Below are 21,326 nucleotides of genomic sequence, written 5' to 3' on the forward strand. Positions count from 1 at the left end.
TGATGCTGACATTTTTATGCGTTTGCGCGGAATTTCGCCTCATCCTGTTTGAGTGGCACGTCCGGGAGGGGCGCGCCGATTCTAATTCCTAGGGAGGAACCCCATGAAGTTTCTGATGAACGCAGCATCTATTGCTGCCCTCACACTGTCTGCTGGTGCGGCTATGGCCGACGGCCACGCAGGCTGCGATGACGGCGAAATCGTCGTCAAGTTCAGCCACGTGACCAACACCGACCGTCACCCCAAAGGCATCGCGGCCACGCTGTTGATGGAACGCATCAACGCTGACATGAACGGCACCATGTGCATGGAAGTCTTCCCGCAGTCGTCCCTTTACAACGACGACCAGGTGCTTGAGGCAATGTTGCAGGGCGACGTTCAGCTGGCCGCCCCATCCTTGTCCAAGTTTGAGGCCTTCACCCGCCAGTTCCGCATTTTCGATCTGCCCTTCATGTTCACCAACATCGAAGCGGTTGACGCCTTCCAAGCCTCCGACACCGGTCAGGCGATGCTGGACAGCATGCAGCGCCGCGGCCTGCAGGGTCTGGCCTACTGGCACAACGGCATGAAGCAGATGTCCGCGAACGTCGCACTTGAACTGCCGACCGATGCCGATGGCCTGAAATTCCGCGTGCAGAACTCCGACGTGCTGGTGGCACAGATGGAAGCCATGGGGGCCTCCCCCCAGCCGATGGCGTTCTCCGAGGTGTACGGTGCGCTGCAGACCGGCGTTGTCGATGGGCAGGAAAACACATGGTCCAACATCTGGGGCCAGAAGTTCTTCGAGGTTCAGGACGGCGTGACCGAGACCAACCACGGCATCATCGACTATCTGGTCGTGACCTCCGTTGATTTCCTTGACAGCCTTGATGCCGATGTGCGCGACCAGTTCCTGACGATCCTCGACGAAGTCACCACAACCCGTAACGCCGAAGCCTTCGCCGTGAACGAAGCGGCCAAGCAATCCATCGTGGACGCCGGTGGTGTGATCCGTGCGCTCACGGATGAGCAGCGGGCAGCTTGGGTCGAGACGATGAAGCCCGTTTGGGACCAGTTCGTTGACGACGTGGGTCAGGAAAACATCGACGCGGCACAGGCGATCAACGCCAGCCTGTAAGTGATGTCGGGTGACGCTGTCGTGTGAGGGGGACCCCCACACGAGGCGCCCCACCCACCATCCCACACATTGGGTCGGCTGCGCTGTGGCCGGCCCTTTTTATAACCATACTTTCGGGGGCAGGACATGTCGGGTGCATATCAACCCAAAGGCCGCATCGGCGCGGTCATTCACAACATAGAAGAAACAGTAATCGCCCTATTGATGGGGCTGATGACCTTGGTGACATTCATCAACGTGGTCTTGCGCTACGGCTTTAACAGCCAGTTGATCTGGGGGCTTGAGCTGACGTTGGTGCTGTTTGCGTGGCTGGTGCTGTTCGGCATTGCCTACGGGTTCAAAGTGGTGAGCCACTTGGGCGTGGACGCCCTGATCAACCTGTCGGGATCGCGTATGAAACGGGCCATGGCGATTGCGGCGGCATTGGTCTGTCTGGTCTATGCGCTTTTGTTGCTCAAGGGCGCGTGGGATTACTGGGCGCCTTTCGCGGAGCTCAATTCAACCTCCGGCCGGTGGTTCCCCACAGGGTTTGAAAATTCACGCGGGCGCGGCTGGTATGAGATGGATCAAATCCCGATCCCCTTCGCCCAGACCTTTTTGGAAAATACGTTCAATTTCGGGGAAGAATACGAAAAGCTGCCCCGCGTTATTCCCTACGCGATGTTGCCCTTTGCCATGGCGCTGATGGTCTACCGGATCGCCCAGCTGCTGGTGCGCATCATCCGTGGAGAGATCACAACAATTATCGTCAGCCACGAGGCCGAGGATGCCGTCGACGAAGCAGGCGCCGAGATCGACAATTCGCTGGGCTACGGCGATGCACAGCAGGAGACCAAGTAAATGGACGTCGCAATTCTTTTTGGCATGGTCATTGCTTTTCTGGCCATCGGTGTGCCGATTGCTGTGGCCCTTGGCCTGTCATCAACCCTGTTTTTGTTGGTCTTGTCCGACAGCTCCTTGGCGTCTTTGGCGCAGTCGCTGTATCAGGCGATGGCGGGGCATTATACGCTGCTGGCCATTCCGTTCTTCATTCTGGCGTCGTCGTTTATGTCCACGGGCGGTGTGGCGCGGCGGATCATTGATTTCGCCATTGCCATCATCGGTCACGTGCGTGGGGGGCTGGCGATTGCGGGTGTTCTGGCCTGTATGTTGTTTGCCGCTTTGTCAGGGTCATCGCCCGCAACGGTGGTGGCCGTGGGGACGATCGTCATCTCGGGCATGGTGAAGTCGGGCTATTCCAAGGACTTTGCCGCCGGTGTGATCTGTAACGCAGGCACCTTGGGCATTTTGATCCCGCCTTCCATCGTGATGGTCGTCTATGCGTCCGCCACCGATGTGTCCGTGGGCCGGATGTTCTTGGCCGGTGTTATTCCAGGCCTTTTGGCCGGTGTCATGTTGATGATCACCATCTATGTCATCGCGCGGATCAAGAATCTGCCCAAAGGTGAATGGCTCGGATTTGAACAGGTGTTTTCCACCATCCTCGACGCCTCATGGGGCTTGTTCCTGATGGTGGTGATCCTGGGCGGCATCTACGGCGGTGTGTTCACCCCGACCGAGGCTGCGGCCATCGCGTCAGTCTATGCCTTCATCGTGTCGATCTTTATCTACCGCGATATGGGGCCGCTGAAGGGCAGGTCTTGGCTGCCCGAGGCCGAGGCCGACAGCGGCTTGTTGGGCCTGCGCGTCTGGGGGTTCACCTTGGTGACGTTCCTTCTTTATGCGGTGGCGACCTTTATGATGGGGGCCTCGATCATGATCGCGGTCTATGCGGCATTGGTCTTTGGTGCCGTGGCGCTGCTGCTGGGCTTTGCCATGGCAAAGGCCGTGCCTGCGGGGCAGGGCATGGTGGTCGCTGGGATCGCGGTGGTGGTCTTCGGTGTGCTGCCGATGCTCTATGCCATTTGGTCGGTGCTGACGTCGGGCACCACGGGGTTGTTCGCGATCATCCAGATCATCGGTGCGGTGTTCATCCTGCTGTTGCCCCCTGCGGTCTTTGTGTTCAGTCTGGTGCGCGGTGCGCAGTGGCTGGAAACATCCGGCGCGGGCTTCGGGACGTCACTGGCGGTGGGCGGCAAAAATCTGCTGCGCGCCAATGTGGAAAACGTGATCTTCGCTGTGCCAGCCCTGTTTCACCGCGACACCAAGGCAACCCTGCTTGAGGCTGGCAAGCTGACGATCATGTTGATGTTCATCATCGCCAACGCGCTGATCCTGAAGCATGTCCTGACGGATGAGCAGATCCCCCAGCATATCACCGAGGCCATGTTGGCCGCAGGTCTGGGGCCGATCACCTTCTTGATCATTGTCAATGTGATCCTGCTAATAGGTGGTCAGTTCATGGAGCCCTCGGGCCTGATCGTGATCGTGGCCCCCCTGGTGTTTCCAATCGCGATTGAGCTGGGGATTGATCCCATTCACCTTGGCATCATCATGGTCGTGAACATGGAAATCGGGATGATCACGCCGCCGGTGGGTCTGAACCTCTTCGTGACGTCTGGTGTGGCGAACATGTCGATGATGCGGGTGGTGAAGGCAGCCTTGCCGTTCTTGGCCGTGCTCTTCGTATTCCTGATCATGGTCACCTATATTCCGTGGCTGTCGACCATGTTGCCCACGGCCTACATGGGGCCGGAGATCATAACCAATTAGGGCAGGATCTGGGAAAGATGGAACAGGCTGCGTGCATCATTATGCGCGCAGCCTTTTCTCTTTTGTTGGATGCCTCCGGCGGGAGTTTTTTGGGCCAGATGAATGAAGGACGTTAGTCTGCGTTCTCAAGTGCGGTGATGATGGGGGAGAAGTCGGCGGCTTTGAGGGACGCGCCACCCACAAGCGCGCCGTCGACGTTGGCCAGTGCGAAGATATCGTTCGCGTTGCTGGCTTTGACGGAGCCGCCATAGAGAAGGCGCATGGTTGCGCCGTCGTCACCGAACCGCGCCGTCAGATAGGCGCGCAGGGCGGCGTGGACGTCTGCGATTTCTTGGGGTGTCGGGGTGAGGCCGGTGCCGATGGCCCAGACAGGTTCATAGGCGATGGTTGTGGTCGCCGCAGTCGCGTCGTCGGGGATGGACCCGTCCATCTGCGCGCGCAAGACATCCAAAGTGTCGCCCGCTCGGTATTGGGCCTCCGTCTCTCCGATGCACAGGATCACGTGGAGGCCCGCGGCCCATCCGGCTTCGGTCTTGGCCGCGAACTGCGCATCGGTTTCGCTGTGATCCGTGCGCCGTTCGGAATGGCCCGTGATCACGTGGGTGGCCCCAGCATCTGCCAACATGGGTGCAGAGATATCGCCGGTGTGCGCGCCGGAGGCGGCAGGGTGGCAATCCTCACCGCCCACGGTGATGCCCGTGGCGGCCATACGGGTGAGCAGGGTGGCGGGGCCGCAGATGACGACATCAACCGCAGGCTGTGCGTGATCGGCCATCAAAGCCTCAAGCTGGGGCAGGTCCGCGCCCAGCCCGTTCATTTTCCAGTTTCCTGCTGCAAGTTTGCGCATGTCGCTCTCCCAATTCCATTTCGGCTGATGTAGCAAACGCCTGAGATTTACGAAAGGGCGGTCGATGATACCGAGGATTGATGCAGAACAGCTGTTGGCAGGCAAGGCGGATGTCTTGGACGAGGTTGGACAGGCTGCGCGCGAAGTTGGGTTTCTGACGCTTTATAACACGCCCATTCCGGCCGAAGAAATTCAAGATGTTTTCGCAGCTTACGGCGCGTTCTTCGCGTTGCCCGCGGCGCAAAAAGAGGCCGTGAATATGGCGCGCACGGGATCCAATCGGGGCTGGGGGGCGTCTGGGTCCGAACAGGTCGATCCGAATGCAAATCCTGACTACAAACAGGTTTTTGATTGCGGGTTTGAAGTCGCAGGGTCCGATTTGCCTGCCTACGCGCCCAATCTGTGGCCCGATGTGCCGTCCGATTTTCAGATCATCATCGAGAATTACTATGCCCGCGCTTTGGCCTTCTCTGGCGATTTACTGGCCGCGATTGCGATGGCGATCGGCGAGGATGCGCAGTATTTCCGCGAACAGTTCGACCAGCCTATGGCCTTGTTAAGAGGGAACTTTTACCCCGAAAGGCCCGACTGGGCGGGGGCCAAGGATTTCGGCATCGCGACCCATACGGATTATGGCTGTCTGACGTTGTTGGCCATGGACGGCACGCCCGGGCTGGAGGTCCGCAAGCGGGGCGGCGGGTGGATACCGGTGTCCGCACCTGTGGGCGAATTCGTGATCAATTTTGGTGAGATGTTGGAGATGTGGACCGCGAAACGGGTGGTGGCGACGCCGCACCGCGTGGTGGGCGGCACGGCGGAGCGCATGTCGATCCCGTTGTTTTACAATCCCAACGCCGACACCAATGTGGCGCCCATCGGGTCTGGGGACGTCATTCGGGCGGTCGATCATTTGCAGGCGCGGTTTGATGAGACCTATGTCCACTTGCAGGATAAACCCTGATATTTCAGGGGCCTATCTAAAGATGTTCAAGTGCGCGGCGGGCCAGCGCCGTGGCCTCTTCGGGGTCGTCCATGGCGCTGTCGGGCAGATGCCAATAGGGCATATTGGTCGGGCTTCCGTCCTTGCGCAGATATTCCCACGGGGCGAGGCCCATGCCCTCAAGCTCTGCTTTGAAGGGGCCTGCGCCTTTGATCAGGATACCGCCGTCGGGGTGGATGATCGCAAAGATGGTGCCGTCGTGGTAAATGCACAGCCCGCCCATCATTTTGCGGGTCGTCAGATCGCCCAAACCGTCAAACAATTCAAGGGCATGGGCGATATCGTCGTCTGAAATGCTCACTTGCTGGCAGACAGGGTTTCGTCAAATTTAATCGATTCACCGCAGCCGCAGGCTTCCGTTACGTTGGGATTCCGGAACTTAAAGCTGGCCTCTAACAGGCTGATTTCATAATCAATTTCGGTGCCAAACAGGAACATTTGCGCCATGGGGGCGATCATGACGCGGGCGCCGTCCTGTTCGACGACCTCATCCATGGGGTCGACTTCGTCGACGTATTCCATGGTGTATTCCATGCCCGCACAGCCGCCCTTTTTGACGCCGATGCGCAACCCCTGATGGCCGTCCTTGGCCATCAACTTAGCGATTTGCTGGGTGGCTTTGTCCGTCAGGGTGACGGCCTGTTTTCCTGGTATTCCAAACATTTAGCGGTCCTCCTTAAGGTAGGCGCTTACATGAATCCCAATTCTAGGCGGGCCTCGTCTGACATCATATCCATGCCCCACTGGGGCTCCCACACCAGCTCAACATCGACGGTTTTGACACCCGCCAATGGGGCCACAGCGTCGGCAACCCAACCGGGCATTTCTCCGGCCACAGGACAGCCCGGCGCGGTGAGGGACATTTTGATGAAGACGTCACTCTCATCTGTGATGCTGATCGTGTAGATCAGCCCAAGATCATAAATATTCACTGGAATTTCAGGGTCATACACAGTGCGGCACGCCTCAACGATATTATCGTAAAGCGGATGGTCCGTGGATGAAGGCTGGATGAGGGGCGTGCCCTCCATCGGTGCGGTCTGGTCGGTCATAATCGGGTTCCCGTAATTCCTGACCAATCATATAGGGATTGGCATGCGGGGCGTAAAGGGTGGGAGGGGTGGCAAAATCGCTCAAAATCCCCATGCATTCCTAACGCTTACGTTTTGGTTTCAACGGTGCAGGGCGCACCTGTTCTTCGATGTGATTAAAAAGCTGCCCTGCAAGGTTCTTTTTGGACGCGCCTTCGATGCCTTCAAATCCGGGGGAGGAGTTGACCTCAAGGATTTTTGGCCCGTCGTTGGACCGAAGCAGATCGACGCCAGCCAGACCAAGGTTGAACACTTTGGCGGCTTTAACGGCGGTGCGCCGTTCTTCGGCAGTGATTTTCACAGCCTCGGCGGTGCCGCCGCGATGCAGGTTGGACCGGAAATCATCGCCCGCAGATTTGCGGCGCATGGCGGCCACCACTTTGCCCGCGACAACAAAACAGCGCAGGTCTTCGCCTGCGGCTTCCTTGACGAAATCCTGCACCAGAAAGTTGGCTTTCAACCCGCGAAAGGCATCAATAACCGACTCGGCGGCCTTTTTGGTCTCCGCCAAGACCACGCCTTTGCCTTGCGTCGATTCCAGCAGTTTCACGATCAGCGGTGCCGTGCCCACCAGCCCCATCAAATTGCCCGTGTCCTTGGGAGACGCCGCAAAGGCGGTCGTGGGCATACCCAGTTTGTGGGCGGCAAGCACCTGATGGGCATGGAGTTTATCGCGGCTGGCCGTGATCCCGTCCGACCCGTTCACGCAATAGGTGCCCAGCGTTTCGAACTGGCGCAAAACGGCGGTGCCGTAGGCCGTGACCGTGGCCCCGATGCGCGGGATCACCGCGTCATAACGGGGCAGGCGTTTGCCGTCGTAGTGGATTTCAGGGGCCAGCGCGTTGATCGCCATGTAACACCGCGTGGTGTCGATCACCTCGACCGTGTGGCCCCGTTCCTCACCCTCATGGACGATGCGTTTGGTGGAATAATTGTTCGGCTCACGGCTTAGAACAGCTACGCGCAACGCACGGCGGGGTGCTGCTGCTTTGATCTTCTTGGCGGAATAGACGTCATAGCTGCGTTCGGGTCGCAGGAATTTATCCGCAGGTTGCACAATCACGTCTTCGCGCAGCGCTTGGCGGCCCAGTAACATGCGGCTGTTCATGGAGGCGCGGTCGGTCAGGGTCACCTCAATGGGCCAGCTTTCGCCGTTTCCCGCATCCAGCATGGTCTCAATCACATAGCGCATCTCGGCTTCACCATTGGACGACGTGACCTCACGTCGGTCCACCACAGTGGCAGAGCAGGGGATCGTCAGGTCCTCACGGCCCGGCACGGGGTGAATGGCAAAGCGCACCTTGGGTTTGGAGGCAGGGCCAAAGGTTTCGATATCAAAGGCATGCAGCGCAGAGGTCCGCGCGCCAGTATCGACCTTGGCCTTGATCGTGGGCAGGCCCAACTCCGGCAGGCCCAACCATTCTTCCCAGCCCAGCCGGATTGTGGTGTCGTCGCCCATGCCCCGTCCCCTTTTCATTTTCCTCAACTTGCACCAGAAGCAGCGCAAGATATGAGGCTCCTATGACAAACACGTTTTCGTTCCAGTTGCAAAGCACACACGGTGCGGCCCGCACCGGGGTCATCTCAACACCGCGCGGTGACATCCGAACGCCCGCGTTCATGCCCGTGGGGACGGCGGCCACGGTCAAGGCGATGATGCCTGAATCCGTACGCGAAACCGGTGCGGATATCTTGCTCGGCAACACCTATCATTTGATGTTGCGCCCCACCGCCGAACGGATCGACAGGTTGGGCGGGCTGCATAAGTTCATGAATTGGGACCGCCCGATTTTGACCGATTCCGGTGGTTTTCAGGTCATGAGCCTCGCCAGCCTGCGCAAACTGACCGAGGACGGCGTGACCTTCAAATCCCACATCGACGGGTCCAAACATGTCCTGTCGCCTGAAACCTCGATGGAAATCCAACGGTTGCTGGGCTCTGATATCGTGATGTGTTTTGATGAATGCCCCGCATTGCCTGCAGACAAGACGCGGATCGCGGACAGCATGCGTTTGTCCATGCGGTGGGCGCAGCGCAGCCGCGATGCCTTTGGCGACCGGCCTGGGCATGCGCTCTTTGGTATTCAGCAAGGCGGGCTCGAAGAAGACCTGCGCGCCGAAAGCGCCGAGGCCCTGCAAAACATCGGTTTTGAAGGCTACGCTGTGGGTGGTCTGGCCGTGGGAGAAGGGCAGGAGGCCATGTTCGGCTGCCTCGATTACGCGCCTGCGCAACTGCCCGTGGACAAGCCCCGTTATCTGATGGGGGTGGGCAAGCCTGACGACATCGTGGGGGCCGTCAAACGCGGCATCGACATGATGGATTGCGTGTTGCCCAGCCGCTCAGGCCGCACGGGGCAGGCGTTCACGCGCCATGGTGTGGTGAACATCAAGAACGCGCGCCACGCCGATGATCCGCGCCCTCTGGACGAAAACTGCCGCTGCCCTGCCTGCCGCAACTACAGCCGGGCCTATCTGCACCATGTGTTCCGGTCACAGGAAATGATCTCCGGCATGCTGCTGACGTGGCACAACCTGACCTATTTCCAAGACATCATGCAGGGCATGCGTGATGCCATCGCCGCAGGTACCTTTGCCGCGTGGGAGGCCGATTTCCACGCAGGCCGCGCACAGGGGGATATCGAACCACTATGAAATGGCTGCCCCTGATTGCGTGCCTCTGGGCCGCCCCGCTGTCTGCGCAAAGCCTGTGTGACGTCACCGATCCCGACCGTATCGCGGCCGTGCTGCACGGGGTCTGGATGCAGGAGGGTTCGCTGTCCATCGAAACAGAAACCCTTTCAGTGACCCAAAGCTTAGATCCGCAGGACAGGGTCGATGTCTCCCAATCCCTCGACCTGCGCTGGCCACTCACCGATCAATGGCTGCGCGAGGCACTCCCCCTGATCGCCACCACCCCCATGGACGTGGACACCGTCGATGACCTTCTCACCACGGCTGAGGCCGACTGGATCGCCGACGCCGTGGGCGACACACGCTGCGGGCCTGAAAGCCTGCCCCAATATGCGGCGACCTTCGACACCGGAACCACCACAGGCGACGACACCCTCTCAGGCACGATCACCCTGATCCCCTATTTCGAAGACCGCGTCGTTCTTTTGGCACAAATTGAGATGCGCGGCGCGTGGGGGCTGGGCTTTGTGACCGCCGCCAGCCTTCTCGCACGTTGATGGCGGTGTTGGACGACACCTCTGTTTCTCTGGTTCAAAAATACCTAAAAAAGCGCGCCGCGCAGCGGCGCGGATCGGATTTGCGCAGCAAATTCGAAAAACTGGCCCTCTCTTGTGACCAATTTTTCAAGTTATCCCAAGTTTTGACAGATTGCCGCCTTGCAGCCGCAGCATCCCACAGGCACGATGCGCACCAGACAAAGCGGTTCACAGCTTGAAAGGGCGGCAAAGACCCCCACATCTATAACCCAGACAGGAGACGGCTCCGTTGCCTAAAAGAGGGACGCGCCGTCTTGCCAAAAAGGAAAATGAGCATGCAAGACCCCAATTCACGTGAGCCGCTGAGCGCCTCTTACCCCGTATTGCCCCTGCGCGACATCGTGGTTTTCCCCCACATGATCGTGCCCTTGTTCGTTGGACGTGAAAAATCCGTCAGCGCGCTGGAAGAGGTGATGCAGGACGACAAACAGATTTTGCTGTCCAGCCAGATCGACCCCGGTGAGGACGATCCCGAAGCGACAGGGATCTACAAAGCCGGCGTGCTGGCCAATGTGCTGCAACTGCTGAAATTGCCCGATGGCACCGTCAAGGTGCTTGTCGAAGGCATCGCACGTGTGCGCATCACCGACTATCTTGATAACCCGAATTTCTTCGAAGCCAGCGCCGAATACCTCACGGAGATGCCCGGCGACATGTCCACGATCGAGGCGCTGACGCGGTCCGTCGGCAAGGAATTCGAACGCTACGCCAAGGTTAAAAAGAACATCCCCGAAGAGGCGCTCTCTGCGGTCTCTGAGGCGACGGAACCGGCCAAGCTGGCCGACCTCGTGGCGGGCCATCTCGGCATCGAAGTCAACCAACGTCAGGACCTGTTGGAAACGCTTTCTGTCTCCGAACGGCTTGAGAAGGTCTACGGCCTGATGCAGGGCGAAATGTCTGTCCTGCAGGTCGAGAAAAAGATCAAAACCCGCGTCAAATCCCAGATGGAGCGCACCCAGCGCGAGTATTATCTGAATGAGCAAATGAAGGCCATCCAGAAGGAATTGGGCGACGGTGAGGACGGCGAAGGCGAAGTGGCTGAGCTTGAGGCCAAAATCACCGAGGCAAAGCTGTCCAAGGAGGCCCGTGAAAAGGCCGAAGGTGAGCTAAAGAAGCTCAAGAACATGTCGCCCATGTCGGCCGAGGCTACGGTTGTGCGCAACTATCTCGATTGGATGTTGTCCATTCCGTGGGGCACGAAATCGCGGGTCAAAAAGGATCTGGGCCGCGCGGAAAATATCCTCGATTCCGATCACTACGGTCTGGAAAAGGTCAAGGAACGCATCATCGAATATTTGGCCGTGCAGCAACGTTCTAAAAAGCTCAAAGGGCCGATCATGTGCCTTGTGGGCCCTCCAGGTGTGGGTAAAACCTCGCTTGGTAAATCTGTCGCAAAAGCAACCGGGCGCGAATTCATCCGCATCTCGTTGGGTGGTGTGCGTGACGAGTCCGAAATCCGTGGCCACCGCCGGACCTACATCGGGTCCATGCCCGGTAAGATCATTCAGGCGCTGAAAAAGGCGAACACGACGAACCCACTGATCTTGCTCGATGAAATCGACAAGATGGGGCAGGACATGCGTGGCGATCCCGCGTCTGCGATGCTTGAGGTGCTCGATCCTGAACAGAACGCGACCTTCGTCGATCACTATCTTGAGGTCGAATATGATCTGTCGAACGTGATGTTCCTGACCACGTCGAACTCTTACAACATGCCGGGGCCGCTTTTGGACCGGATGGAGATCATCCCGCTGTCGGGCTACACCGAAGACGAAAAGCGCGAAATCGCCAAGCAGCATCTGCTGGACAAGGTGATGAAGAACCACGGTCTGAAAGCGTCCGAATTCACGCTTGAAGACAGCGCGCTGACGTCGATCATCCGCTACTACACCCGTGAAGCGGGCGTGCGGAACCTCGAACGTGAAATCGCCAAGGTCGCACGCAAAGCGGTGACGAAGATCGTCAAAAAAGAGGTCACGGAGGTCGTCGTCACAGACGAAAACATCGGTGATTATCTGGGCGTGAAAAAGCACCGTTTCGGTCTGGCCGAGGAAACCGATCAGGTCGGCGTTGTGACGGGTCTTGCCTATACATCTGTGGGCGGTGAATTGCTGAACATCGAGGCGTTGAAGCTGCCCGGCAAGGGCCGCATGAAAACGACCGGTAAGCTGGGCGATGTGATGAAGGAATCCATTGATGCGGCGTCAAGCTACGTGCGGTCCATCTCGCCCGAGATCGGGGTGAAGCCCACACAGTTCGACAAGCTGGACATCCACGTCCACGTGCCCGACGGCGCAACACCGAAGGACGGCCCATCAGCAGGTCTGGCGATGACGACGGCGATTGTGTCGGTGTTGACGGGCATTCCCGTGCGCAAAGACATCGCGATGACCGGCGAAGTCAGCCTGCGGGGTAATGCGATGCCCATCGGCGGTTTGAAGGAGAAACTGTTGGCGGCTCTGCGGGGCGGCATCAAGACGGTGCTGATCCCGGAAGAGAACGTCAAAGATTTGGCCGACATTCCCGACAACGTCAAAGAGGGGCTTGAGATCATCTCGGTCACTCACGCGTCAGACGTGCTGAAGCACGCGTTGACGGACACGCCTGAGGCCATCGAATGGGATCAGGAGGCAGAAGACGCCGCCGCCGCCGAAGCCGCCTTGCGCGGTGCAGGGGATGGGGCAGGGGCCGTGGCCCACTAAGCTTCCCAAATAAACCAAAAAAGGGCGTCCCGAGGGGCGCCCTTTTTCGTTGCGACAGCCCGGTTCGGGTCAGTCGACGACCTTCAATTCAAGTCCCAACATGCCGTAGTTCACTGTCATATAGCCACCGGGTTGCAGCGTCACAGCCTGCGGTGTGTGCATCAGCACGTCTTGGGCCATAACCCCTTCGAAGACCGTGGGCGCACGAAGGTAGCGATAGTGATAAAGCGGCAGGCCGTTCGCGGCCGTGCCAACCGGCACAATATCGGTCTTGGTCCGGATGTCGCTGATCGTCTCAACAAGGGGATCGCTGCCAGAAGAACCGGCGGCGACGGCGATCATCGCAATCAGGATCAATGGAATAATCAAGCCGCTGGCAGAGGTCTCCGGCGTTTCTTCGATAATCTCAATCGGGGCCATTTCCATTACAGGTTCGGCCAAACCACCGGCATTGGATGCGGTCGCGAGGGCCAAAGCGGCCGTGGTCGTCAGTGCAATAAGATGTCTTTTCATGATTCGTCCCTTTCCAGTATTCCCCTAGGATGGGTTGGGACCACCGCTCTGGGCAGGACCTTCGTCCCTCGGACGGGGGCGGGCAATTTTATCCAAGCAGAAATTTTACCTGTAATCTTAAGAATTTATGAGTATTGTTTCGGTAACCGCAACAATGACGGCACCCCACCGAAGGATGACCATGACAACGCGCAGCACGAAAACCACCAAGACCACCGCAGCCCCCAAAAAGGCCACGGCCAAAAAAACCACCGCAAAACCAGCGAAAGCCACCGCGACGAAAGTCGCCGCAAAGGCGTCCGCAGCCCCCAAGGCCACCGTGGTGGAAACGGTAAAGCCTAAAGTCGCCGCAGCCCCCGTCAAAAAGCCCGAACTGATTGACCGTGTCATGTCGGAAACCGGCATGAAGAAAAAGGACGTCAAACCGGTGGTTGAGGCCATGCTGCACGTATTGGGCCGCGCTTTGGTCCAAGGCGAAGAACTGGTAATCCCGCCTTTGGGCAAGGTTATGGTAAAAAACTCCAAGGATCTGGCCAATGCGACGGTGATGAACATCAAAATCCGTCAACCCAATCCCGCAGGTCAATCGCCCAAAGAAGGTCTTGCAGAGGCCGCCGAGTAGGGCTATTTCAGCCCTCGGAAGGGTGATTAGCTCAGTGGTAGAGCGCTTCGTTCACATCGAAGATGTCAGGAGTTCAAATCTCTTATCACCCACCACCGTCCCAAAATCGCAAACTTTGAACGCGCTTCGTTGCGTTTAGATGACGTGCTTACGGATTGAACAGAATTTCAAGATCATCCAAAGGCTGGCCCCGATAAGGCCAGCCCTTTGTTTTCTGGCAGTTATTCCGCAGCAACCGGGATCGATTGCGTTTGCCCAAAGGTCGCCGCGACCTCATCCGCGACCAACTCGGCGGTGGCGGCGGATAGGGTCCAGCCCAAATGGCCGTGACCGGTGTTGTAGAATACGCCACCCGCTTTGCCTGCGCCGACGCGGGGCATCATGTTGGGCATCATGGGCCGCAAGCCTGCCCATGGGACGGCATGTTCGGTGCTTACATCGGGGAACAGATGTTCCACCCATTTTACCAGCGGCTCCACTCGGTCGTTGCGGATATCGCGGTTGTAGCCGTTGAATTCCGCCGTGCCTGCCACGCGGAACCGGTCTGGCCCCAGACGGGAGGTCACGATCTTGGCCTTGTCGTCCAGCAGCGACACCCACGGGGCCGCGTCGCGGCTGGCATCGTCGGTCATGTTCACGGTGATCGAATAGCCTTTGACCGGGTAGATGTTCACGCGGTCGCCCACCTGAGCGGCCAAGGCACGGCTGCGCACACCGGCACAGATCACCACACCGTCGAAGTGGTCGCTTTCGTTGCCTATGGCGGTCGTCCAGCCGATATCGACACCACTGTCGCGGTTGGTAAGGGTTTCAACCTCTGATCCATAGTGGAACTGCGCGCCGTGACGTTTGCAGGCCTCACCCAGACCTTTGGCATAGGCGTGAATGTCGCCGGTGAAATCGCTTTCGGTGTAATAACCGCCGTAAAGATCGCCCTGCAGGGCGGGTTCAATCTGGCGCATTTCGTCGACGGTGACGGCGTGCCGTTCAAGGCCGCCTTCGGCCAGCAGCGCATTCACTTTGGTGGCGTGGTCGAAGTCGGGTTTGCAGTTGTAGACGTGCAGGATGCCGCGCTGTTCGCAATCAAAATCGAACCCCTCGCGCGCCGCATGTGCCTTAAGGTGCTCACGCGCCTTGATCGCCAGCCGTACGGTTTCGATGGTGTTGGCGCGGTAGTTGGGGATGTTGGACATGAATTCCGCCATCCACGAATATTTGTGCCACGACGGTTTGGGGTTCACCAACAAAGGCGCACCGCGCTGGGTCATCCACTTGAGGCCTTTGAAAATGGTCGACCACTGGGTCCAGACCTCGGCATTCGATGCGCTCAGCTGGCCGCCGTTGGCAAAGGAGGTCTCCATCGCGGCATAGCGGTTGCGGTCAAAAACGGTGACGGCGAACCCACGGTTAAGAAGGGCGTAAGCGGTGGTAATGCCGGTGATGCCAGCACCGATGACGGCGATATGTTTCATGGAGGCGGTCCTTTCCACGTCCAGACAAGGTTGACCGGCGTGCGCGCCGGCGGTGAACCCATCTGTCTGTGGACCTGAGAGCATCACCGCGGTGGTCTGCGGCTTCCTCCTTCGGTGGATGCGCCGTGTGGGTGCATCACTCTCCAGATTGCCAACGCTTCGCGGTCCGTTTGCCTGAGAGTTTCCGGGTCGTTGCTCCTTCGGCGCCGGGTCTGACCCCGGGCTCTCCCGCGGGCGAGATTAGCACGGTTTTCATGCACGTTTCCTATCGGAAACGCAACTGAATTCGGTTTCACAAGATCATGAGGTTTGCTTGGAAAGGGCCACCGTGTAGGAGGGGGCATGACCTATCCCGATCTTTATATCCTGCGCCACGGCCAGACCGAATGGAACGCCGAAGACCGCATGCAGGGCTGGCTGAATTCCCCCCTGACGCCCAAGGGCGAAATGGACGCCGCCCGTCAGGGAGAGATCTTGCGCAGTCTTGATCTGGCGGGGTTCGACTTTTGGTGCAGCCCGTCGGGGCGCGCGGTGCAGACGGCGGCCATCGCCTGTGGGCGGCTGGCGGAAGCTATCCATACAGACATCCGACTGCGTGAAATTGGTGTGGGCGATTGGTCCGGTCGGCTGCGGGGGGACCTGCCCATGCCCGACGGCCCCGATCCCTACATGCAGCAATATGCCATGGCCCCCAACGGCGAAGGGTTTGATGCGTTGGAGGGCCGCGCACAGGCGTTTCTTAATGATCTGACCGGTCCCGCCGTCGTCGTCACCCATGGCATTACAAGCCGCGCATTGCGGCTGATCCTGGTGGGCGAAAGCGCACTGGCCAAGCCGTCCGTGCATGGCGGTCAGGGCTGCGTGTACCGCATCTCGGGCGGAGTTCAGACGCTGCTTGAATGATTTTTTGGGGGCGAGGGCCAAAATTCCGGAATTTTGGCAAATGGCGTCTTGCGAAGGCGCCGATGTGTCGCTAAATCCGCCCCAGTCGGGTCGTTAGCTCAGTTGGTAGAGCGCTTCGTTTACACCGAAGATGTCGGGAGTTCGAGCCTCTCACGACCCACCACCCCCGTTTGATCCGATACAGTTCCCGACATCCGTTGTAGGTGCGTTTGGCTGCGCCAAGCCGCCCCCGTGTCGGGAGTTCGAGCCTCTCACGACCCACCACCCCCGTTTGATCCGATACAGTTCCCGACATCCGTTGTAGGTGCGTTTGGCTGCGCCAAGCCGCCCCCGTGTCGGGAGTTCGAGCCTCTCACGACCCACCACCCCCGTTTGATCCGATACAGTTCCCGACATCCGTTGTAGGTGCGTTTGGCTGCGCCAAGCCGCCCCCGTGTCGGGAGTTCGAGCCTCTCACGACCCACCACTTTCACAAAATCGAAGATTTTTGAAAGCGTGCGGGGAAACCTTTTTCAAAGAAAAAGGTGGCCGCACTCAGCAGTTACGACACGCGTTTTGCTCTGGCTCGATGTTAATGGCAGCACTTCCACCCCGGCCATCAAAAAACCCGCATCACACTCTCATGCGATGCGGGTCCTTTGTTTTATCCCCGTGGCTTACGCGGCGGTGTCATCCCGCCTTGTTTGCCCTCCGTCCGTGCACGGTTTTTCTTGCTGGACGGCTTGTCTTTGGGCGGCGGTGGCCCCTTGCGCGCGCCACCCGGGGGCGTTGCGCGTTTGGATGGATCAGAGTTGCTTTTGCTAAAGGGTTTCCCGCTGGGTTTTCCTTTGGGCTTATCGCCTGATTTGCCTTCTGGCTTGCCGCCTTTGCCGTCGAACTTGCCACCCGGTTTGCCCTTATAGGGCGTGTCGCCACCTTTGCCTTTGTAGGGCTTATCACCCTGCGTCTTGCGGGGCTTATAGGGCTCGATCGTGTCGTCAGAGGGTTGGCCACCTTTGGCTTTGTGCGCAGGTTTGCCCGCTTTATGGGGCGGCTTGCCTTTTGGCTTTTTGGGTTTGGGCGCGGGGTCGTCGTTCCAATCTACAGGCGTCGTTGTGCCTTTGGATTTATGACGGGGTTTATCTTTCGGGCCGTCGAAGGATTTCGCGGGGCCGTCCTCACGCCGTGGCTTGCCGCCAAATCCGTCCTTGCCTCTGTGGGCAGCACGGGGGGCAGGGCGTGGACCACGATCAAGGTTCGGGGCCTTGTCAAGCCGTGTCAGCGGCGCGCCGTTTTCCAGCGTCATGTCGCCGTCCAGCGCGTCGATCAACGTCGGCACAGCCTCTTCCCGTACCTCAATGAAGCTTTCGGCGTTCTGGATGCGGATGGCGCCAATGTCGTCCTTGGTGATGTTGCCCATTTTGCACAGCATCGGCAGCAAACGGCGCGGCTCGGCACCGGCATCGCGCCCACCGGGCAGGGAGAACCAAACGCTGGGGCCAAAGGCAGGGCGCGGCTTGGCGGGTTCATGAACGTCGGACAACTCCTCCGGGGCTGTGTGCTTTTCACGCCAAAGCCGCAGGTAGGCGGCCGCAAGTTGCTGCGTGCTGAACTGCGAGGACAGCTGCGCCACGGTGTCCGCGCTGGACCCGTCCACATCCGCCGACCAGTCTGTTTCGGTCAACATCCGTTCTTCGTCGCGGGCAATCACCGCCTCGGCTGAGGGGGCTTCCGCCCACGTGGCGGTCAGTTTGGCCCAGCCCAACAGACGGTTGGCTTTCTTATGCACCGCAGGCGGCACGATCATGGCGCTGACGCCTTTGCGGCCAGCACGACCGGTCCGGCCGGAACGGTGCAGCAGCGTGTCTTGGTTGCTGGGCAGTTCCGCGTGAATGACCAGATCAAGGTTGGGCAGGTCAATGCCGCGGGCGGCCACGTCTGTGGCCACACAGACCCGCGCGCGGCCATCGCGCATGGCTTGCAACGCGTTGGTGCGTTCCGATTGGGTCAACTCACCCGACAGCGCCACAACCGAAAAGCCGCGGTTGGACAGGCGCGTGGTCATACGGTTGACGGTGGCGCGGGTGTTGCAAAAGACGATGGCGTTTGGCGCCTCATAATAGCGCAACACGTTGATGATGGCGTTTTCGCTGTCGCGGGGCGACACGCGGAAGGCCATGTAATCGATGTCGGTGTGCTGCTTTTCGCCCGTGGTGGTGGCAATACGTTCTGCGTCTTTTTGGTAGCGCTGCGCGAGCTTTGCGATAGCCGCAGGGACCGTGGCGGAAAACAGCAGCGTCTGGCGGTCGGCGGGGGCCTCATCCAGGATAAATTCAAGGTCCTCGCGGAACCCAAGGTCCAGCATTTCGTCGGCCTCGTCCAGCACCACGGCGCGTAAGGCAGACAGGTCGATAGACCCACGCATGATGTGATCGCGCAGACGGCCTGGTGTGGCCACGACCACATGGGCGCCGCGTGCCAGCGCCCGCCGTTCGTCGCGCATGTCCATGCCGCCGACGGTCGATGTGATGACCGCACCGGCCTTGTCATAAAGCCACGCCAGTTCGCGTTTCACCTGCATGGCCAATTCGCGGGTTGGCGCAATGACGAGGGCCATGGGCGCGTCGGCTTGGCCGAAAACCTCATCCTCACCAAAGAGACGCGGTGCGATCGCCAGACCAAAGCCCAACGTCTTGCCGGACCCGGTTTGCGCCGACACCAGAAGGTCGCGGCCTTCTAGGGCGGGGTCGCTGACGGCCTCTTGCACGGGGGTCAGGGTGTCGTAGCCTTTGGCGGCCAATGCCTGCGAGAGGGCGTGTTTCAACGGATCGTCCAGTTCTGATGGGTGTGACGCAGGGTTTGCGCTGTTGAGGGGGCCTTACGCCTTTGATGTGCGCTTGTATAGGGTGACGCGTGGTTGGTGCGTAAATGCACAAAAACTGATTGTGCGTGGGGAATGTGACATTTGACGCACTTATCCTACCTTAACCCCGAACAGATAGGAGACACCCCATGTCCTGGAACCCAGCCCTTGATCCCGATTGCCCCAAAGGCGATGCCGTAGATGCCATTGAAACCGTGATTGTTCCCCGCGCGCGGGATTTGGGCGGGTTTGAGGTCCGCCGTGCGCTGCCTGCGCCCAAACGCCAAATGGTCGGGCCGTTTATCTTTTTTGACCAGATGGGTCCGGCAGAGTTTCTGAGCGGGCAGGGCATCGACGTGCGCCCGCATCCGCATATTGGTCTGGCGACGGTCACATATTTGCACCGCGGTGCCATTCACCACCGCGACTCGCTGGGCACAGACAGCTGGATCGAATCGGGCGATGTGAATTTGATGGTGGCCGGTCACGGGATCACCCATTCCGAACGGGTGGATGGGGCCGTGCGCGAGAAGCCCCATTCGCTATTCGGGATACAATCGTGGATCGCATTGCCCGAAGACAAAGAGGATGATCCCGCCGCCTTCGTCCATGCCGCCGCAGCCGATCTGCCGATGATGGAGGGCGAGGGCAAAGAGGTCCGTCTGATCCTCGGGTCCGCCTATGGTGAAACTGCGCCTGTTGAGACCCCGTCAGAGATGTTCTACCTCGACGCGGTGCTGCAACCCGGTGCGTCCATTCCCTTGCCCGACGACCATGAGGACCGCGGTGTTTACGTGCTGACCGGTTCGGTTGAGGTCGCAGGAGAGCCGTTCGAGGCGGGGCGTATGATGGTGTTCCGACCCGGCGACCGCATCAGCATGACAGCCGGTGGTTCCGGTGCGCGGGTTATGATCCTTGGCGGGGCGACGCTGAACGGGTCGCGCCACATCTGGTGGAATTTTGTAGCCTCCAGCCGCGACAAGATTGATGCCGCAAAAGAGGCATGGCGTGCTGGCGACTGGGCCCACGGGCGGTTTCAGCTGCCTGTCGGTGATAATAAGGAGTTCATTCCAGTGCCGGACAGGCGCTAACAAAATTAGCTAATTTTGTTAGCCCTGCTGCGTCACGCGGCGAAAGTTCCGGTTTTACCACAAAGGCCAGCCGATGATCTGGCTGACGGTCACAAACCGCAGACCGCGTGCGGTCAGACCGTCGAGCGTGGCAGGCATGGCATCGATCGTGCCGCGGTGGATGTTGTGGCTCAGGATAATGGCACCTTGGTGCGATCCACGCAGGATCCGGTTGGCAACTGTCTGCGATCCGGGTCTGCGCCAGTCTTGGGGATCGACAGACCACAGGATCGTAGGTAGGCGGCGGACCTCATTCAGCCAGCCCCGTTGGCGGCGGTTAAACGCCCCGTAAGGAGGGCGAAAGGTTACGGGCGGGCGGCCAGTGACCTGATAGATCGCATCTGTGGTGCGGTCGATTTCGCGGATCACGTTGGCGTCGCTGTGACGGTTCAAAAAGGGATGGGACCAGCTGTGATTGCCGATCTCATGGCCTTCTTCAGCGATACGCCGCGTCAGGGCCGGGTATTGCACCACACGGTTGCCAATCAGATAGAACGTGGCACGCCGACCACGCTCACGCAACATGTCCAGCAGGCGGGGCGTATGGGTCGGGTGGGGGCCGTCATCAAAGGTCATGGCCACAACGGGAGACGGCGCGCGTACGGCCGTGATCGTGGCCACATCGCTCTGTTGCAAATCATCGGGCAGGGCAATCAGGGGCCGCGCATGGCTGGGCGTGGCCACCATGGGGGCCGCCAAAACGCCCAAACTGGCCGCCATGATGTGGCGGCGCGACAATCGTGTCATGTGACCCTCCCCAGGGTTTATCAGCAAGCGCGACCAGCGTTGGGGGGGGATTCTGCAATCAAATCAAAGGTTTTCTTCGAAAATCCGCCTCGCGTAGGGCTTTGCCAGCTGGCCGCCACAGCATCTTGTGGGCTGGCGGGTACGAAAAGCTGCAGTCGGGCGATGTTCTTGTCTTGACGCCCTCGCAGCACGTGCCTAGAACGCCCCCACGTTGATGCAAATCAACGGACAGTGGGCGGTTGTAGCTCAGTTGGTTAGAGTACCGGCCTGTCACGCCGGGGGTCGCGGGTTCGAGCCCCGTCAACCGCGCCACCGCTGTGCCTTTGGTCCTAAGGATAAGGACCCGCCAGCACCCTCGTTACGGGGCACGCCGAAAGGCAATGCGCGGTTGTAGCTCAGTTGGTTAGAGTACCGGCCTGTCACGCCGGGGGTCGCGGGTTCGAGCCCCGTCAACCGCGCCA

19 protein-coding genes, 4 tRNA genes and 2 riboswitches are annotated in these 21,326 nt (G+C 59.5%); of the genes, 14 read left to right on the plus strand and 9 right to left on the minus strand.

All coding sequences use genetic code 11. The features are described from left to right. Positions 1-103: 103 nt before the first annotated feature. The 3 genes from ACTG36_RS13485 to ACTG36_RS13495 all read left to right on the plus strand — a co-directional run bounded on the left by ACTG36_RS13485 (position 104) and on the right by ACTG36_RS13495 (position 3,769). The gene (locus ACTG36_RS13485) at positions 104-1,117 is read left to right on the plus strand and encodes a DctP family TRAP transporter solute-binding subunit (protein ID WP_439142615.1); all 1,014 of its coding nucleotides are present in this window, start codon (positions 104-106) and stop codon (positions 1,115-1,117) included. A gap of 126 nt (positions 1,118-1,243) precedes the next feature. Further along, positions 1,244-1,957 (plus strand): TRAP transporter small permease, encoded by a 714-nt coding sequence (locus ACTG36_RS13490; RefSeq protein ID WP_375282216.1) that lies wholly within the window; start codon positions 1,244-1,246, stop codon positions 1,955-1,957. After that, positions 1,958-3,769, plus strand: a complete 1,812-nt coding sequence (locus ACTG36_RS13495; RefSeq protein ID WP_439142618.1) for a TRAP transporter large permease — start codon at positions 1,958-1,960, stop codon at positions 3,767-3,769. 112 nt (positions 3,770-3,881) lie between these two features. Here the strand turns inward: ACTG36_RS13495 and tpiA are convergent, their stop codons facing one another. Beyond that, complete coding sequence (gene tpiA, locus ACTG36_RS13500) at positions 3,882-4,616, minus strand: triose-phosphate isomerase (RefSeq protein ID WP_439142620.1); 735 nt, start codon at positions 4,614-4,616, stop codon at positions 3,882-3,884. A 64-nt stretch (positions 4,617-4,680) separates the two neighbouring features. On the opposite strand from tpiA, the gene ACTG36_RS13505 reads away from it, so the two are divergent. Continuing rightward, on the plus strand, positions 4,681-5,577 hold the full coding sequence (locus ACTG36_RS13505) for an isopenicillin N synthase family dioxygenase (protein ID WP_439142622.1): 897 nt from the start codon (positions 4,681-4,683) through the stop codon (positions 5,575-5,577). A gap of 16 nt (positions 5,578-5,593) precedes the next feature. On the opposite strand, the gene ACTG36_RS13510 is transcribed toward ACTG36_RS13505, so the two are convergent. The 4 genes from ACTG36_RS13510 to rimK form a co-directional block, all read right to left on the minus strand. Next, on the minus strand, positions 5,594-5,917 hold the full coding sequence (locus ACTG36_RS13510; protein WP_375282120.1) for a TfoX/Sxy family protein: 324 nt from the start codon (positions 5,915-5,917) through the stop codon (positions 5,594-5,596). Beyond that, entirely contained in the window at positions 5,914-6,279 is a 366-nt protein-coding gene (locus tag ACTG36_RS13515) for a HesB/IscA family protein (RefSeq protein ID WP_375282121.1), read from the minus strand. Before ACTG36_RS13515 ends, ACTG36_RS13510 begins: the two co-directional genes overlap by 4 nt. A gap of 26 nt (positions 6,280-6,305) precedes the next feature. Next, entirely contained in the window at positions 6,306-6,668 is a 363-nt protein-coding gene (locus ACTG36_RS13520; protein WP_375282122.1) for an SUF system Fe-S cluster assembly protein, read from the minus strand. 100 nt (positions 6,669-6,768) lie between these two features. Next, the gene (gene rimK / locus ACTG36_RS13525) at positions 6,769-8,166 is read right to left on the minus strand and encodes a 30S ribosomal protein S6--L-glutamate ligase (protein WP_375282123.1); all 1,398 of its coding nucleotides are present in this window, start codon (positions 8,164-8,166) and stop codon (positions 6,769-6,771) included. 62 nt (positions 8,167-8,228) lie between these two features. On the opposite strand from rimK, the gene tgt reads away from it, so the two are divergent. The 3 genes from tgt to lon all read left to right on the plus strand — a co-directional run bounded on the left by tgt (position 8,229) and on the right by lon (position 12,636). Further along, the gene (tgt, locus tag ACTG36_RS13530) at positions 8,229-9,359 is read left to right on the plus strand and encodes a tRNA guanosine(34) transglycosylase Tgt (protein WP_375282124.1); all 1,131 of its coding nucleotides are present in this window, start codon (positions 8,229-8,231) and stop codon (positions 9,357-9,359) included. After that, positions 9,356-9,895: a hypothetical protein gene (locus ACTG36_RS13535; RefSeq protein ID WP_375282125.1), complete on the plus strand. Its 540-nt coding sequence runs from the start codon at positions 9,356-9,358 to the stop codon at positions 9,893-9,895. The genes tgt and ACTG36_RS13535 overlap by 4 nt, the downstream gene beginning before the upstream one ends. Positions 9,896-10,209: 314 nt before the next feature. Then, positions 10,210-12,636 carry an endopeptidase La gene (gene lon / locus ACTG36_RS13540; RefSeq protein ID WP_375282130.1) on the plus strand — a complete coding sequence of 809 codons (2,427 nt, stop codon included), beginning with the start codon at positions 10,210-10,212 and terminating at the stop codon, positions 12,634-12,636. A gap of 69 nt (positions 12,637-12,705) precedes the next feature. Here lon and ACTG36_RS13545 read toward each other — a convergent pair whose 3' ends face one another. After that, the gene (locus ACTG36_RS13545) at positions 12,706-13,149 is read right to left on the minus strand and encodes a tail fiber domain-containing protein (protein ID WP_375282126.1); all 444 of its coding nucleotides are present in this window, start codon (positions 13,147-13,149) and stop codon (positions 12,706-12,708) included. Positions 13,150-13,330: 181 nt separating this feature from the next. Here ACTG36_RS13545 and ACTG36_RS13550 point away from each other — a divergent pair, with 181 nt between their 5' ends. After that, positions 13,331-13,771: an HU family DNA-binding protein gene (locus tag ACTG36_RS13550; RefSeq protein WP_375282127.1), complete on the plus strand. Its 441-nt coding sequence runs from the start codon at positions 13,331-13,333 to the stop codon at positions 13,769-13,771. A 20-nt stretch (positions 13,772-13,791) separates the two neighbouring features. After that, a tRNA-Val gene (locus ACTG36_RS13555) sits at positions 13,792-13,866 on the plus strand. 126 nt (positions 13,867-13,992) lie between these two features. Here ACTG36_RS13555 and ACTG36_RS13560 read toward each other — a convergent pair. Then, a complete protein-coding gene (locus ACTG36_RS13560; RefSeq protein WP_375282128.1) occupies positions 13,993-15,243 on the minus strand; it encodes a D-amino acid dehydrogenase in 1,251 nt (416 codons plus the stop codon). 58 nt (positions 15,244-15,301) lie between these two features. After that, positions 15,302-15,394, minus strand: a riboswitch (glycine riboswitch). Between the two features lies 1 nt (position 15,395). Further along, positions 15,396-15,484: riboswitch (glycine riboswitch) on the minus strand. 101 nt (positions 15,485-15,585) lie between these two features. On the opposite strand from ACTG36_RS13560, the gene ACTG36_RS13565 reads away from it, so the two are divergent. Both ACTG36_RS13565 and ACTG36_RS13570 read left to right on the plus strand, forming a co-directional pair. Then, positions 15,586-16,146: a histidine phosphatase family protein gene (locus ACTG36_RS13565; RefSeq protein WP_375282129.1), complete on the plus strand. Its 561-nt coding sequence runs from the start codon at positions 15,586-15,588 to the stop codon at positions 16,144-16,146. 87 nt (positions 16,147-16,233) lie between these two features. Then, positions 16,234-16,309, plus strand: a tRNA-Val gene (locus tag ACTG36_RS13570). A gap of 480 nt (positions 16,310-16,789) precedes the next feature. Here the strand turns inward: ACTG36_RS13570 and ACTG36_RS13575 are convergent. Further along, positions 16,790-18,949: a DEAD/DEAH box helicase gene (locus ACTG36_RS13575; RefSeq protein WP_439142628.1), complete on the minus strand. Its 2,160-nt coding sequence runs from the start codon at positions 18,947-18,949 to the stop codon at positions 16,790-16,792. A 188-nt stretch (positions 18,950-19,137) separates the two neighbouring features. On the opposite strand from ACTG36_RS13575, the gene ACTG36_RS13580 reads away from it, so the two are divergent. Then, entirely contained in the window at positions 19,138-20,079 is a 942-nt protein-coding gene (locus tag ACTG36_RS13580) for a pirin family protein (protein ID WP_439142630.1), read from the plus strand. 54 nt (positions 20,080-20,133) lie between these two features. Here the strand turns inward: ACTG36_RS13580 and ACTG36_RS13585 are convergent, their stop codons facing one another. Further along, positions 20,134-20,865, minus strand: a complete 732-nt coding sequence (locus ACTG36_RS13585) for a polysaccharide deacetylase family protein (protein WP_375282323.1) — start codon at positions 20,863-20,865, stop codon at positions 20,134-20,136. 235 nt (positions 20,866-21,100) lie between these two features. On the opposite strand from ACTG36_RS13585, the gene ACTG36_RS13590 reads away from it, so the two are divergent. Both ACTG36_RS13590 and ACTG36_RS13595 read left to right on the plus strand, forming a co-directional pair. Beyond that, positions 21,101-21,177 (plus strand) — tRNA-Asp (locus tag ACTG36_RS13590). A 72-nt stretch (positions 21,178-21,249) separates the two neighbouring features. Continuing rightward, positions 21,250-21,326: transfer RNA gene (locus ACTG36_RS13595), tRNA-Asp, on the plus strand.

This window comes from Pseudooctadecabacter sp., from assembly GCF_965657175.1.
Classification (GTDB): domain Bacteria; phylum Pseudomonadota; class Alphaproteobacteria; order Rhodobacterales; family Rhodobacteraceae; genus Octadecabacter.